15 protein-coding genes are annotated in these 14,459 nt (G+C 65.0%); 9 read left to right on the forward strand and 6 right to left on the reverse strand.

Going from position 1 to position 14,459, the window contains the following annotated elements:
- Nucleotides 1-33: 33 nt before the first annotated feature.
- From KKR91_RS04625 to KKR91_RS04635, 3 genes are all read left to right on the forward strand, one after another.
- Nucleotides 34-975, forward strand: a complete 942-nt coding sequence (locus KKR91_RS04625) for a substrate-binding domain-containing protein (protein ID WP_210230250.1) — start codon at nucleotides 34-36, stop codon at nucleotides 973-975.
- The gene (rbsD, locus tag KKR91_RS04630) at nucleotides 972-1,355 is read left to right on the forward strand and encodes a D-ribose pyranase (RefSeq protein ID WP_210230252.1); all 384 of its coding nucleotides are present in this window, start codon (nucleotides 972-974) and stop codon (nucleotides 1,353-1,355) included. The genes KKR91_RS04625 and rbsD overlap by 4 nt, the downstream gene beginning before the upstream one ends.
- A gap of 171 nt (nucleotides 1,356-1,526) precedes the next feature.
- Nucleotides 1,527-2,918 (forward strand): ABC transporter substrate-binding protein, encoded by a 1,392-nt coding sequence (locus KKR91_RS04635; RefSeq protein ID WP_210230254.1) that lies wholly within the window; start codon nucleotides 1,527-1,529, stop codon nucleotides 2,916-2,918.
- 83 nt (nucleotides 2,919-3,001) lie between these two features.
- Here KKR91_RS04635 and KKR91_RS04640 read toward each other — a convergent pair whose 3' ends face one another.
- From KKR91_RS04640 to KKR91_RS04655, 4 genes are all read right to left on the reverse strand, one after another.
- Complete coding sequence (locus KKR91_RS04640; RefSeq protein ID WP_210230256.1) at nucleotides 3,002-3,748, reverse strand: ABC transporter ATP-binding protein; 747 nt, start codon at nucleotides 3,746-3,748, stop codon at nucleotides 3,002-3,004.
- Nucleotides 3,745-4,692, reverse strand: coding sequence for an ABC transporter ATP-binding protein (locus KKR91_RS04645; protein WP_210230754.1), 948 nt, complete (start codon nucleotides 4,690-4,692; stop codon nucleotides 3,745-3,747). Before KKR91_RS04645 ends, KKR91_RS04640 begins: the two co-directional genes overlap by 4 nt.
- Before the next feature lie 122 nt (nucleotides 4,693-4,814).
- Entirely contained in the window at nucleotides 4,815-5,795 is a 981-nt protein-coding gene (locus KKR91_RS04650; protein ID WP_210230258.1) for a branched-chain amino acid ABC transporter permease, read from the reverse strand.
- Between the two features lie 13 nt (nucleotides 5,796-5,808).
- On the reverse strand, nucleotides 5,809-7,128 hold the full coding sequence (locus KKR91_RS04655) for a branched-chain amino acid ABC transporter permease (RefSeq protein ID WP_210230757.1): 1,320 nt from the start codon (nucleotides 7,126-7,128) through the stop codon (nucleotides 5,809-5,811).
- A 353-nt stretch (nucleotides 7,129-7,481) separates the two neighbouring features.
- On the opposite strand from KKR91_RS04655, the gene KKR91_RS04660 reads away from it, so the two are divergent.
- The 6 genes from KKR91_RS04660 (at nucleotide 7,482) to KKR91_RS04685 (ending at nucleotide 13,223) form a co-directional block, all read left to right on the forward strand.
- Nucleotides 7,482-8,327 (forward strand): Bax inhibitor-1/YccA family protein, encoded by an 846-nt coding sequence (locus KKR91_RS04660; protein WP_210230260.1) that lies wholly within the window; start codon nucleotides 7,482-7,484, stop codon nucleotides 8,325-8,327.
- Between the two features lie 162 nt (nucleotides 8,328-8,489).
- Nucleotides 8,490-9,098 carry an ANTAR domain-containing protein gene (locus tag KKR91_RS04665; protein WP_210230262.1) on the forward strand — a complete coding sequence of 203 codons (609 nt, stop codon included), beginning with the start codon at nucleotides 8,490-8,492 and terminating at the stop codon, nucleotides 9,096-9,098.
- A 33-nt stretch (nucleotides 9,099-9,131) separates the two neighbouring features.
- A complete protein-coding gene (locus KKR91_RS04670; protein WP_210230264.1) occupies nucleotides 9,132-10,082 on the forward strand; it encodes an aldose 1-epimerase family protein in 951 nt (316 codons plus the stop codon).
- 64 nt (nucleotides 10,083-10,146) lie between these two features.
- Entirely contained in the window at nucleotides 10,147-11,379 is a 1,233-nt protein-coding gene (locus tag KKR91_RS04675) for an AI-2E family transporter (protein ID WP_210230266.1), read from the forward strand.
- Nucleotides 11,376-12,617 (forward strand): threonine ammonia-lyase, encoded by a 1,242-nt coding sequence (ilvA, locus tag KKR91_RS04680; RefSeq protein WP_210230268.1) that lies wholly within the window; start codon nucleotides 11,376-11,378, stop codon nucleotides 12,615-12,617. The genes KKR91_RS04675 and ilvA overlap by 4 nt, the downstream gene beginning before the upstream one ends.
- Nucleotides 12,618-12,620: 3 nt before the next feature.
- Nucleotides 12,621-13,223: a rhomboid family intramembrane serine protease gene (locus KKR91_RS04685; RefSeq protein ID WP_210230270.1), complete on the forward strand. Its 603-nt coding sequence runs from the start codon at nucleotides 12,621-12,623 to the stop codon at nucleotides 13,221-13,223.
- A 12-nt stretch (nucleotides 13,224-13,235) separates the two neighbouring features.
- Here the strand turns inward: KKR91_RS04685 and greA are convergent, their stop codons facing one another.
- Nucleotides 13,236-13,727, reverse strand: coding sequence for a transcription elongation factor GreA (greA, locus tag KKR91_RS04690; protein ID WP_210230271.1), 492 nt, complete (start codon nucleotides 13,725-13,727; stop codon nucleotides 13,236-13,238).
- A gap of 247 nt (nucleotides 13,728-13,974) precedes the next feature.
- Nucleotides 13,975-14,436, reverse strand: coding sequence for a DUF4307 domain-containing protein (locus KKR91_RS04695; RefSeq protein WP_237687489.1), 462 nt, complete (start codon nucleotides 14,434-14,436; stop codon nucleotides 13,975-13,977).
- Nucleotides 14,437-14,459 lie beyond the last annotated feature (23 nt).

Genomic DNA, 14,459 nt, shown 5'->3' on the forward strand with positions numbered 1-14,459 from the left:
GCACCGGACCACCCCCACCAAAAGGAAAAGACAATGAAGTTCTCCTCCGCCCGCAAGAGTGCGGCACTGACCGTCTCCCTGGCCCTGCTGCTGACCGCCACCGCCTGCAACCGGGGCGACGACGCAGCGGCCGACGGCGGCACGGTCACCCTGGCCGTCTCCACCCTGAACAACCCCTTCTTCGTTGAACTGCGCGACGGCGCGCAGGCGGCAGCCGAGGAGGCAGGCCTGAACCTGGACGTGCTGGACGCCCAGAACGACTCCGCGACCCAAACCAACCAGCTGGCTACCGCCGCCACGTCCGGCACCGACGGCGTCATCATCAACCCGGTCGATTCCGACGCAGCGGCAGCCTCCATCAGCCCGCTGCTCAGCGACGAAACCCCGATCGTAGCGGTGGACCGCACGGTCAACGGCGCCGAAGTCCAGTCGCTGGTTTCCAGCGACAACAAAGCCGGCGGACGCCAGGCGGCCGAAGAACTGGCCAAGGCCATGGGCGGCGAAGGCGAGATCATCGTCCTTCAGGGTGTTGCCGGAACCTCCGCCAGCCGCGACCGCGGTGCCGGTTTTGCCGAAGGCTTGAAGGACTACCCGGGCATTAAGGTCGCAGCTCAGCAGACAGCCAACTTTGACCGGGCCGAAGCCCTGAACGTCGCCACCAACCTGCTCCAGGCCAATCCGGGGGTTACGGGAATCTTCGCCGAGAATGACGAGATGGCGCTGGGCGCTATCCAGGCCCTGGGCAACCGCGCCGGAAGCGACGTCAGCGTGGTCGGCTTCGACGGCACGGAAGGCGGCTTCAAGGCGATCCAGGATGGCACCCTGACGGCCACCATCGCCCAGCAGCCCGCCGAGCTGGGCAAGCGGTCCGTAGAGGTCCTGGCACAGCTGCTCGCCGGCGAAACCGTGGAATCCACTATCCCGGTTCCGGTCACCACCGTGAACACCGACAACGTGGCTGAATTCACCTCATGAAAAAGGCCGGCATCCTCAACGCACCCCTGAACGCCGCTATCGGCCGGCTCGGTCACGGCCACCTCGTGGTGATCGCCGATTGCGGCCTGCCGATTCCCGACGGCGTCCCTGCCGTGGACCTGGCCCTGGTGAAGGGCATCCCGTCCTTCGCCCAGGTGCTGGCCGCGCTGATGGAGGAGATTGTGGTCGAGGGGGCATTGCTGGCTGAGGAAGCCGGAGGCACCGGCGTGGAAGCCCTCGTTGCTGCTGCGGGGCTGAGCCCTGAAACGGTGACACATGAGGAGTTCAAGGCACTGCTCCCGTCCGCACGGCTCATCGTGCGGACGGGGGAGGCCACGCCCTACGCCAACGTCATGTTGCGCAGCGGAGTGAGCTTTTAACTGCCGGAGCGTTCCGAAGCAAGAGGTAAAGAACGGCTTTGTGACGAGTGTTACAAGGACGTAACCCTAAACCCTTATGTTTGACTCATTATTCAACTAGCTTTTCTTCTAATCAGGAATACCTGATAACAGCATCAAAGGCCTCCGCCTTTCGATCCGGGAGAAAAATCTATGACTGAACTACGCACCACGAGTCGGTTGGGCCTAGGGGTCGGTTACAGCCGGGCGGCCAAAATTGCTGCGCTCGGGCTGGGCTTCGCGATGTTCGCAACCGGCTGCAGCGGGGGAGACAGCCCCGCGGAGTCCACCGGCTCAGAGTCGGCATCCACTGCGGCCGCATCGTCGGCAATCAGCTGCCCGCCCAATCAAGGCGGCAAGGGCGAAGACCCGGGACCCAAGGGTGACGCCTCGGCAGTGCCCGCGTCCACCGGCACCACTGCCACCCCGCTGAAGATCGGCTCCCTGCTTCCCACCACGGGCGCCCTGGCTTTCCTGGGCCCGCCCGAGATTGCCGGCGTCAACCTGGCCGTTGAGGAAGTCAACGCCGCCGGCGGCGTCCTGGGCCAGCCAATGGAAGTTATCCACCGCGATTCCGGTGACACCACCACGGACATCGCCACGCAGTCGGTTACCGATCTGCTCAGCCAGGGGGTCAGCGGCATTGTCGGTGCTGCATCCTCGGGCGTTTCCAAGACCGTCATCGGTCAGATCACCGGAGCCGGCGTTATCCAGTTCTCGCCTGCGAATACCTCGCCGGACTTCACGGACTGGGATGACAACGGACTGTTCTGGCGGACCGCTCCCTCGGACGTACTCCAGGGACGCACCCTCGGCAACTACGTCATTGGCTGCGGCGCCCAGACCGTGGGCATGATTGTCCTGAATGATGCCTACGGCACCGGACTGGCGAGCAACGTCCGAAGCTCGGTTGAATCCGCAGGCGGACAGATTGTTGCCGAAGAAATGTTCAACGAGGGCGAGTCCCAGTTCAGCAGCCAGGTGGACCAGGTCGCGGCTGCCAAGCCGGACGCCATTGTGGTCATCAGCTTCGAACAGGCCAAGAGCATTGTTCCGCTGCTGACTGCAAAGGGCATCGATCCCACCCAGCTGTTCCTCGTGGACGGCAACACGTCCGACTACAGCAAGGATCTTGAAGCCGGAACACTTGAAGGGGCACAGGGAACAATCCCCGGCCCGTTCGCCTCCGACAACTTCAAGGAATCGCTGCTGGCACTGGACCCGGCCCTCAAGGACTGGGCCTACGCCGGTGAAAGCTACGACGCCGTGACCATGCTGGCGCTGGCCGCTGAGGCAGCAGGCAGCACGGATGGCAAGGCAATGGCCGCCGAACTGCAGGGTGTCTCTGCGGAGGGCGAGAAGTGCTTCGACTACGCGGGCTGCGTGACCATCCTGCGCGGCGGAGGGGACATCGACTACGACGGTTACTCCGGCCCGGTGACCTTCGATGAGAACGGTGACCCGACCGAGGCGTTCATCGGTATCTACCAGTACGACGCCGACAACAAGCCGGTTCCGAGCCGCTCCGAAGAGGGCAAGCTCTAAGGTTCCAACTGTGGCACTGCACTAAACAGCACCAACGAAAGAAGCCCCCGCCGACGGCGGGGGCTTCTTTCGTTGGGCGGTCCTTACGCGGTGTCTGCGAGGGTTCCCAAGTAGAGCTGGATGACCTTCGGGTCCTTCATCAGGTCCCGGCCGGTGCCCGTGTAGGCGTCTCGGCCCTGGTCCAGGACGTAGGCGCGGTCGCAGATCTGCAGGCAGCGCCGGGCGTTCTGCTCGACCATGATCACGGAGACCCCGGCCCGGTTGATCTCATGTACCCGCAGGAAGGCTTCGTCCTGCTTGACGGGGGAGAGCCCGGCAGAGGGTTCGTCCAGCAGCAGCACGGCCGGCTCCATCATCAGCGCCCGGCCCATGGCAACCATCTGCCGTTCACCGCCGGAGAGCGACCCTGCCCGCTGGGCACGCCGAGTGCGCAGTTCGGGGAAGAGGTCCGCAACGAAATCGAAGCGTTCCTTGAACCGCTTCGGTGCCTGGAACAGGCCCATCTGCAGGTTTTCCTCGATCGTCAGCGACGGGAACACGTTGTTGTTCTGCGGCACGAATCCCACGCCGCGGCTGACCAGCTTGTTCGCCTTCAACCCGGTGATGTCCTGCCCGCGGACCACGACGGTCCCCGAGTGCACTTTCACCAGCCCGAACATGGCCTTCAGCAGGGTGGACTTTCCGGCCCCGTTGGGGCCGATGATGCCGATCAGCTCCCCGCGCCGGGCTTCGATGCTGCAGCCGTTGAGGATATTGACGCCCGGGATGTAGCCGGCCACCAAATCGGTCACCTTGACGACGGACTCGCCGTCGAATGCCTCGGCAGTCATGCCTGATCCTTCCGTTCGTCGATGCGCCTGCCGGCAACGCCGTCAGGTCCGGTGCCCACCGAGGACTCCGCGTCGTGCTCCAGTTCGGCCTCCAGCTTGTCAAAGCCTTCGGAATCGCCAAGATCGACGTCGTGATGGGCACCCAGATACGCGTCGATGACGGCCTGGTCCTTCATGACCTCGCTGGGCGGTCCCTCGGCCACTACCTTGCCCTCAGCCATGACAATCACCCAGTCGGCAATGTGCCGGACCATGTGCATGTCGTGTTCAACGAACAACACGGTCATGCCTTCAGCCTTCAGGTTCTTGATGTGGTCCAGCAGGGACTGCGTCAGCGCAGGGTTGACCCCGGCCATCGGCTCGTCGAGCATTACCAGTTTCGGGCGGACCATCAGGGCCCGTGCCATTTCGAGGAGTTTGCGCTGGCCGCCGGAGAGTGACGCCGCGTAGTCGCTGCGCTTGGTATCCAGCTTGAATTTGGCCAGCAGCACATCCGCCTGGTCAGTGATTTCCCGTTCCCTGCCGCGCCACAGCGGCGGCAGGAAGGCCCGCCACAGGGACTCGCCCGGCTGGGACGATGCGCCGAGCCGCATGTTTTCAATGACGGTGAGCTTGCCCATGACCTTGGTCAGCTGGAACGTGCGGACCATGCCCATCCGGGCCACCTTGTAGGCGGAAACACCGGCCAGGTCGCGGCCTTCGAACTGCCAGTCACCGGACTGCGGGGTATCGAAGCCGGTGAGGAGGTTGAACAGGGTGGTCTTGCCGGCGCCGTTGGGGCCGATGAGCGCGGTGATCTTGTTCCGCGGGATCTCCACGTGCTTGACGTCGACGGCGTTGATGCCGCCGTAAGTGCGGGTCACGTTGCGCGCGATCAGGATCGGGTCGCGTTTGCGGCAGCCCGGTCCGACGTCGTCGGCCGCGATGGCCCTGGTGTCGGTCATATGGTCGGTGCCGGCCGTGGCGGCGTCCTGCACAGTTGTATCTGCCGCAGCCGGTTGCGCAGCCGGTTCCGCCGCATGGGCGCCGCGGGGGCGGCCGTCTGCGGGTTCGTCAGTTTGGTGACTCATGCGAACGCCAGCTCCTTCTTGTTGCCCAGGATGCCCTGGGGCCTGAAGATCATCAGCAGCATCAGTGCCACACCAACAAGGATGTAGCGGACCTGCCCTGCCTGGGAAGTGGTAATGAAAGTGATGTAGCCGGCCTCGATGGCGCCGTACAGCAGTCCCTGGGTCACGGAAAGGATGACCCAGAAGATCATGGCGCCGATGACCGGGCCCAGCACGGTGGACATGCCGCCCAGCAGCAGTGCGGTGTAGAGGTAGAAGGTCAGCTCGGTGCCGTAGTTGGCCGGCTGCACCGCATCGCGGGGGAGGGTGAAGATGATGCCGGCCAGGGAGCCAAGCAACCCGCCGATCACCAACGCCTGCATCTTGTAGGCGTAGACGTTCTTGCCCAGGGCGCGGACGGCGTTTTCATCCTCGCGGATGCCCTTGACCACGCGCCCCCAGGGGCTGCGGATCAGCATCCACACCAGGAGGCAGGCCACGATGACCAGCGTCCAGGCAACGATGCGGACCCAGACATCACGTTCGTTCATGGCGAAGGGACCCAGATTGTAGCTGCCCGGCGGGATCGGGTTCAGGCCGTAGAAGTCCCCGGTGAAGGCCGCCAGTCCGTTGGCTGAGCCGGTCACATTGGTCATGCCGTTGGTGGTGACGATGTATCGGATGATCTCTGCCGCCGCGATGGTCACGATGGCCAGGTAGTCGGCCCGCAGGCGCAGCGTGGGGATACCCAGGATGACCGCGAAGATCGCCGACCCCGCCAGGGCGATCAGCAGGGCAACCGGAAGAGGGGCGTTGAAGGAGAGAATCGGAATGGCGAAGCCGTAGGCGCCTACGGCCATGAAGCCGGCCTGGCCGAAGTTCAGCAGTCCGGTATAGCCGAAATGCACCGCCAGTCCCAGGGCTGCGAGTGCATAGGCAGCAGTGGTGGGGCTGATGATCTCGTTGAGTGCGCCGAGAAGAATATTAACGAAGTCCATCTGAGCTAAGCCCCTAACCTATGCGCTCGCGCCGGCCCAGGATTCCCTGCGGCCGAACGAGGAGGACAAGAATCATGATGACCAGTGCGCCTACGTATTTCAGGTCAGCCTCCAGCCAGATTGTGGAGATTTCCACGAAAAGACCCACCAGTACGGAGCCGATCAGCGCTCCGTATACGGTGCCGAGGCCGCCGAGCGTGACGCCGGCGAAGATCAGCAGCAGGATCTGCTGGCCCATGTTGAAGGACACACCGGGCCGGTAGTAGGCCCAAAGAATGCCGCCCATGGCAGCCAGCGCTCCGCCGAGAACCCAGACGATCCGGATGACCCGGTCCACATCGATGCCGGAGGCGGCAGCCAGGGCGGGATTGTCCGAAACCGCGCGGGTGGCCTTTCCGATCCGGGTCCGCAGCAGGAGGATTGCCACGAGCAGGATGACCGCCAGGCTGACGAACAGGGAAATCAGGGTGTTCCGCGGAATGGAAACCGGGCCCAGTTCCAGCAACGGGCTCTGGCCACCCGGGAGCTGCTGGGTGCCGCCGCCGAAGAAGAACAGGATGATGTAGCGCACGGCAACTGCCAGGCCGATGCTGACAATCATCATGGGTACCAATCCGGTGCCGCGGCGCCGCAGCGGTTTCCACAGCCCGGCGTCCTGGATGTAGCCGAAGGCACCACCGCCGATTACTGCCAGCGGCAGGGCAATCCAGGCCGACAGGCCCATCGCCGCGAATCCGAAGGCGAGGACGGCGCCAAGGGTGACCATCTCGCCGTGGGCAAAGTTGGTGAGTCCGGTGGTGCCGAAGATCAGGGAGAGCCCGACGGCGCTCAGCGCGAGGAGGAGTCCAAAGCTCAGGCCGGCGATCACGCGTTCGGTCAGTACCGAGGCGAAACTCTCCTGCTGAAGGACAATGCCTTCGCCGAGCAGGAACAGTGTGGTGATGTTCGAGGTGTTGGCGAAGGTGACCGCGCGGGGGTTTTCCTGGCCCTCGGCCAGCGCCACGCCGTCCGGCAGCGTGGACTCGTCCAGCTCGACCTCATAGGCCCCCTGCTCGGGAACCCCGATCGACCATGACCCGGTGGGACCGGTGACGACTTCGCCTTCATAGCCGTTGCCGCTGGCGGTGATCCTGACCCCTTCCACCGGCACGCCGGCATTGCGGACAACACCGCTGATCCGGTCGCTGAATTCCGCACCGTCCGTGGCGTCGTCCGAGGCAGGCGAAGACGTGCTGCCCGACGGCGGAGCCGTAGGCGTTGTTGTTGTTGTTGCGTGAGCGGCAGGGGCCGCAAAGAGCAGGGCAGCAAACATCGCTGCCACCGCTGCCAGCATCCCCAGGTACCTGGTCAGCGCCGATGTTCTTAGCAAGTTCGAAAAACCTCCACGCCAAGGCCGGATGCACCGAGAATTCGGCACTAAGGCGAATACGAGTGTGACGTCTGTCACCGATTGTGGATCATGTTACCTAGTGAATGTTTCAGCCAATGACGTTTTCGAGGGCACGCATGTCGCGATCAGGTAACGACTTCAGTCCTCCGGGGCAGGCGCAAGTGTCGACGGCACCAATCGGACCTCCTTTGCCAAACCGTTATGCTCCCGCCGAGAGGGGCGGGAATCTCCCGTACCTGCCACCCGTTGACATTGGTAGGCTCTAGGTAAACAGCCCCCCAGATGGAGGACATTTCATGGCACTTGGCGGTAATCCGGTATTCAACGGAAAGAACTTCAACTCCCAGGTTCGCGGCGGCAGGATGAACCAAGGGTCCCTGGCAACGCAGAACGCACCGATGACTCCCCAGCAGTTGCAGGAGCTGTACACGGCGCCGTCCGCCGGCCCGGCGCAGACCGGCCGGATGACCTACGACGACGTCATCATGAAGACGCTCGCCTGCCTGGCGGTTGTACTGGTCGGTGCGGCAGTGCCGATGCTGCTGGTACCCGGCCTGGCCATGCCGCTGATGATCATCGGCGCCCTGGGTGGCTTTGTCCTCGGCCTGGTGAACTCCTTTAAGCGCGAGCCCGTTCCCGCCCTCATCCTGGCGTATGCCGGACTTGAAGGACTCTTCCTCGGCGGCCTGACCCTGGTGCTGGACAACCTGTACCCGGGAATCGGCCTCCAGGCCGTGCTGGGCACGCTGTCCGTCTTCGCCGTGACCCTGGTCCTGTTCCGCAGCGGCAAGGTCCGCGCAACCCCCAAGGCCATGCGCTTCTTCATGATCGCGCTGATCGGCTACGCAGTCTTCTCCCTGGTCAACATGGGCCTGATGATCTTCGGCGCAACCGACAGCATGTTCGGCGTCCGCGATTCCGTGGAGATCATGGGAATTCCGCTGGGCGTCCTGATTGGCATCTTCGCCGTCGGCCTGGCCGCGTTCTCCCTGATTGTGGACTTCACCTCCGTGGAGCAGGGTGTGAAGGCGGGCGCTCCGCAGCGCTACTCCTGGACAGCTGCCTTCGGCCTGACCGTCACGCTGGTCTGGCTCTACGTGGAGATCCTGCGCATCCTCGCAATCCTCCGCGGCAACGACTAACAACCGGTATCCGGTTCCCCCGGATGCCGCAAAGAGGCCAGCAGGCAACCAGCCTGCCGGCCTCTTTGTGCGTTAAGGGTCATCCACTCTGTGCATGCCGTGAAGCGGACCGTAGTATCCGGTGAGGCCGGAGCTTTTGGGTGCGGCGACAGGGGGATAAGCATGGTGGAATCAACTCAGACCGAGCTGTCTCCGGCCCGGCTCCAAGTGCTGCTGCTGGCGCATCCCGACCTCGACGGCTTCCTTCAGGCACTTGCCGCCTATCTCTCGGAACACCTTGCCCCGGTACTGGGCAGCTCTGCCCCGGCCGGCTGTTCGCTGCGGATCGTGCGTCCGCGCCGGCAGCCCGTGCAGGTTGGAGACGGCCACGTCCACCAGATGCCGGACATGGCAGCCGCCTCCGTTCCGGTGCCGGGCGTGGAACCAGCCATCGCCGTCCTCTCCTGTTTCCGGTCCCGGCCCGGACCCCTCGGGGCCGAGGACGTCAGGGCCGTTGAGCTGGCCGCGGCCGGGATTGCCCCCGCACTGGCCCTGGCGCTGCGGCTGGACGGGCAGGCGCACCGGGCGAACAACCTGCAGGCCGCCATGGAATCGCGGACTGTCGTGGATCTGGCCGCCGGCATCATCATGGGACAGAACAACTGCAGCCAGGACCGGGCAGTGGAGATCCTCCGCAGCGTCTCCAACAGCCGCAACGTCAAGATCCGCGACGTTGCCGCAGGCGTGGTGGCGGTGGTGACTGACCGCGTGAGCACACACTTTGAGGAGTGACGCAGCTCGAAGGAGCCGCTGTAGGCTGGAGAAATGAGCGCACCCGGCTATGCCACGGCTGCTGTCCCCGCCACCGGCACCCAATACCAGCTTGTCCGTGACACGCCCACCGGGCGGGCGGAAGCGAAAATCGCCGCCCTCGCCGGCGCGCTGCGCAGCTATTCCGTGGACGGGACGGAGTACGTGGAAACCTACGCCGACAGCTCGCTGCCGCCGTCCGCCTGCGGAATCCTCCTGGCTCCCTGGCCGAACCGGGTGGCCGGCGGCCAGTGGACGCTTGATGGCCGCACCCAGCAGCTGGACATTACCGAACCATCGCTGGGCAACGCCAGCCACGGGCTGCTGCGCAACACCGGCTACACCCCGGCCGGAACCCCCACGGCGGGCAGCCTCACCCTGCAGGCCGAGATATTTCCCCAGCACGGATACCCCTTCCACCTCGTTCACGCGGCCACCTACAGCCTGGACGACGACGGCGGCCTCCGCGTGCGCCAGCACCTGACCAATGTGGGCGGGGCCCGGGCGCCGTTTGCGCTGGGGTCCCATCCCTTCCTGCGCGTCGGATCCGTCCCGGTCGAAGACCTGACGCTGACAGTGCCTGGACGCACCCGCCTGACCGTTGACGAACAGCTGATTCCCACCGGACAGGAGAGCGTCTCCGGAGCCGGCGACTTCCGCAGGGGCCGCCGGATCGGTGACCTGCTGTTGAATACCGCCTATACGGACCTCGAACCGGAGGACGGCGAATACCGGCACCGCCTGCAGGCACCGGACGGATCCGGCGTGATGCTCTGGAGCACGCCGGAGTTTGGCTATGTCCACGTATTTGTCACCGAAGCGTTCCCTGGACGCACCCGCGCGGTGGCGCTTGAGCCGATGACCGCTCCCGCCAACGCCCTTAACTCGGGGGAGGGGCTGCGCTGGCTCGAGCCGGATCAGTCCTTTGCCGCGGAATGGGGAATCCGCCCGGAACCGGCCCCCTGACGCAGCCGCGTAAAGGCTGCGTAAAGGTGGGAGCTACACCGAACCGATGTGGAAAGATGAGCCCATGAGACCTCACGCACGCAGTGTAGCCGCGCCCAAAGCGGTGCAGGCGGCGGCTGTCCGCTCCACGACCCGGGGCACCGACGACGTACCTTTTGCCCTGCGTGTCAGCGCTGCCTGGGCCTGGCGCCTCGGTGTCGTGCTGGTGGTCGCAGCAGGATTGGTCTGGATTCTGCGGAATTTCTCGCTGCTGATCATTCCCTTGATGATCGCCGGGCTGCTCGCGGGGCTGCTCTCGCCGGTCACCGGCTGGCTGCGGCGGAACAAGGTTCCCGGCGGGCTGGCCGTGGCCGTCACGATTGTCGCGTTCCTCGGACTCATCGCCGCTGCCCTGACCCTGGTCGGCCGGCAGCTGGCTCTGGGCTTCCGGGACCTGTGGGATGAAACCCGTTCCGGCGTCGAACAGATCCAGGGCTGGCTGGCATCGGGCCCGCTGCAGATCACCAACACCCAGATGGACTCACTGCTGCAGGAAGCCTCGAACACCCTCCAGCAGAACTCCGCCAACATCCTTTCCGGTGCACTCTCGGTCGGGACCGGCGCCGGCCACTTTGCCGCCGGGGTCCTGCTGACCCTCTTCGCCCTGGTGTTCTTCCTGCTGGACGGCCGCCGCATCTGGCGCTTCGTGGCTGGCCTCCTGCCGCGCCGCGCCCGTTCAGGCGGATATGGTGCCGGAATCCACGGCTGGGAATCCATGGTCAACTATGTCCGGGTCCAGCTGCTGGTCGCCTTTATCGACGCCGTGGGCATCGGCGCGGGCGCTGCCATCATCGGCGTCCCGCTCGCCCTGCCACTGTCCGTCCTGGTGTTCCTGGGATCCTTCGTGCCGCTGATCGGCGCCTTCCTCACCGGTTTTGTTGCCGTCCTGCTGGCCCTCGTGGCAAACGGATGGGTCAACGCACTGATCATGCTCGGCATTGTCCTGCTGGTCCAGCAACTGGAATCGCACATCCTCCAGCCACTGATCATGGGCCGGGCCGTGGCGCTGCATCCGCTGGCCGTGATCCTGGCCGTTACCGGCGGAACCCTTGCCGCCGGGATCCCCGGAGCACTGTTCTCCGTCCCGCTGCTGGCCATCCTGAACACCACGGTCCGCTACATTGCCGGCCGCGGCTGGGAGCGCGACGACGCGCTGGCGCGGGACCCTGTTTTTGCGGCAGTAGGCGCACCGGCGCCGCCACCCGAAGAGAACGATGACGCGTTGGATGACAACGCAGAAGACGAGAAACCACAGTGAACGACCTGGCCCTGCTGCCCGTGACGCTTGATGACATCGAGGAGGCAGCCAAGCTGCTGGACGGGGTGATCGCACGGACCCCCATCGAGGTCTCGCGTGCCCTGGGCCGGCAGACCGGCTCCAATGTCTACTTCAAGTGCGAAAACCTCCAGCGGGCCGGATCGTTCAAGGTCCGCGGCGCGTATGTCCGGATGGCCAAGCTCTCCCCGTCCGAACGCGACCGCGGCGTGGTTGCCGCGTCCGCCGGAAACCACGCGCAGGGTGTTGCAGTTGCCGCAGCCCGCCTGGGCATCAAGGCCCGGATCTTCATGCCCCTGGGCGTGGCCCTGCCGAAGCTTGCCGCCACGCAGGGGCACGGCGCCGAGGTAGTGCTGCACGGACACAACGTTGACGAAGCGCTGGCCGAGGCCCAGCGCTACGCCGACGAGACCGGGGCTGTCCTGGTGCATCCGTTCGACAACGCCGACATCATCGCCGGGCAGGGAACCATCGGCCTGGAACTGCTGGAACAGGTCCCCGATGTGGACACCGTCCTGATGGGGGTCGGCGGCGGCGGCCTGCTGGCCGGCGTCGCGGTCGCAATCAAGGCGCGGGCCAAGGAACTCGGGCGGGAGGTACGCATCATCGGCGTGCAGGCGGAAAACGCCGCCGCGTACCCGCCGTCGCTGGCCGCCGACGCGCTGGTGCCCCTGACCAAGGTGTCAACGATCGCCGACGGCATCGCCGTCGGCCGGCCGGGCCAGCTGCCGTTTTCCATCATCAAGGAACTGGTGGACGACGTCGTCACCGTCAGCGAGGACTCGCTGGCACGTGCGCTGATCTTCCTGCTGGAGCGCTCGAAAATGGTGGTCGAGCCGGCCGGCGCTGTGGGCGTGGCGGCCCTGCTGGACGGCAAGATCGAAAACCCGGGCAACACCGCCGTCATACTCTCCGGCGGCAACATCGACCCGATGCTGATGCTGAAAGTGATCCAGCGCGGCCTGGCCGCAGCGGGCCGCTACCTGGTGGTGCGGATCCTGCTTGATGACCGGCCGGGTTCGCTGGCGACCATTTCCCGGATCATCGCCGAGTCCGATGCGAACGTTACGGGCGTGGACCATACCCGGGTGGGCGGATCGATCAGCATGGGGGACGTGGCCATCACCATCAATATGGAAACCAAGGGACACGAGCACTGCGAACAGGTGCTGAACAACCTGCGTGCCCAAGGATTCCAGCCCGTCGTGCTGCACGGCTAAGGCATGCTGGCGAAGCGGGCCAGGACGGCCCTGTACGTATCCCTGGGCCTGGCGGCACTGATCTGGGCCTGCTATCTGCTGGCCATGGCTGCCGGTCCGGCCCTGCTGTACCAGCTGGGCATCCTGCCACGGCAGCTGCAGGGATTGGACGGCATCGTCTTCGGACCGCTGCTGCATGCCGGAGTCAACCATCTGCTGGGGAACACCCTGCCGCTGGTGGTCTTTTCCTTCCTGACCCTGCTCGAGGGCGTCAGGCGGTATCTGGTGGTCCTCGGCACATCCTGGCTGGCCTCCGGACTGGGTGTCTGGCTCTTCGGGGGCGGACTGACCGTGGGAATTTCCGGCGTCGTCTTCGGATTGTTTGCTTATCTGATGGTGCGCGGCATCTACAACCGGGACATCCTGCAGCTGCTGCTCGGCGGCTTCCTGTTCCTGGTTTACGGATCGCTGCTCTGGGGCGTGCTGCCGGTGTCCATCGGTGTTTCCTGGCAGGCGCACCTCTTCGGCGCGGCCGGGGGAGTGCTTGCCGCGGTGCTGCTCAGCAGGCACCGGCAGGGCAGGGGCACACGCAAAAGCGGGCCCTCCCAATGGAAGGACCCGCGATGACGTGCGAAAAAATCAGGAGCTGTAGGGCTTGGCTGCAATGATCTCCACGGAGATGCTCTTGCCGTTGGGCGCCGTGTACGTGGCGGTGTCGCCGGCCTTCATGCCCTGGATGGCTGCGCCGAGGGGCGACTTTTCGCTGTAGACGTTGATGTCCGAGTCGCCGGCGATTTCGCGGCTTCCCAGCAGGAAGGTCTCCAGATCGCCGGCGATCCTGGCTTCCACCAGCATGCCGGGCTCCACCACGCCGTCGTCCGCCGGGGCCTCGCCCACCTGGGCGGTGCGGAGCAGATGGGTCAGCTGGCGGATGCGTGCCTCAGCCTTGCCCTGCTCTTCCTTGGCCGCGTGGTACCCGCCGTTCTCCTTCAAATCGCCCTCGGACCGTGCCTGCTCAATGCGGGCAACGATTTCCGTGCGGCCGGGGCCGGACAGATGGTCCAGTTCCGCCTTCAGGCGGTCGTAAGACTCCTGAGTGAGCCAAGCGGCAGGTGCGCTGTTGGTGGACACGGGTCTCTCCTTATGTGACGACCGGACCAAACAAACTGGGCCGGTGGCTGAATACGCTTTTAAGGCCGGAATGGCCTGACAAGCAAAGACCCCGCCGGGCGGTGACCGGCTGTGTGCTGATCACCTGGGCGGGGCGTAACGTACGGTCCATACTAGTTCTGAAAACCCGTTTACCCAAGAACCCTGCGGGCTTGATCGCAGAAACCAAACGTGCGCACGGGCAAGGCGGGCCCTCCCTCCAGGGAAATCAGTTGGGGTCGATGGTCCAGCAGGCGTTCACTCCGCCGGTCACACCCAGTGAATCCGTGCGCAGAGCGAGCCGGTGCGCAGTGGTCCGCTCTTCGGCCGGGCCCACTGTAACGTTTTTCCAGCCCACGACGGCATGGGTTTCATTGAGGACCTGGACGGCGCAGGAAACGGTGGCGTCGGTGTCCTTGGTGACCTGGAAATCGACGGTGGCATGCCCGGCGTCGGGAATCGTGAAACCGACATCCTTGAAGGTGACGTCACCGCCCTCGGACGGCAAGGCGAAATAGCCGGCAGCAACCGCACCGAGCAGCAGGGCAGCACCGCCGGCAACGATCTTGGTGCGACGCGAGAGGCCCGGCTTGGGAGCACCGTATCGATTGGCTAATCTTGATGCTGACGGAGAACCATCCGGCGTCTGATCAGGGACCGGCTGCTTGTCAGGACCTTCCTCAATGCTCACCGCTCCATTTTATCGGAGTTTTC

Origin of the sequence: Arthrobacter jiangjiafuii, assembly GCF_018622995.1 — a bacterium.
Lineage (GTDB): Bacteria > Actinomycetota > Actinomycetes > Actinomycetales > Micrococcaceae > Arthrobacter_B > Arthrobacter_B jiangjiafuii.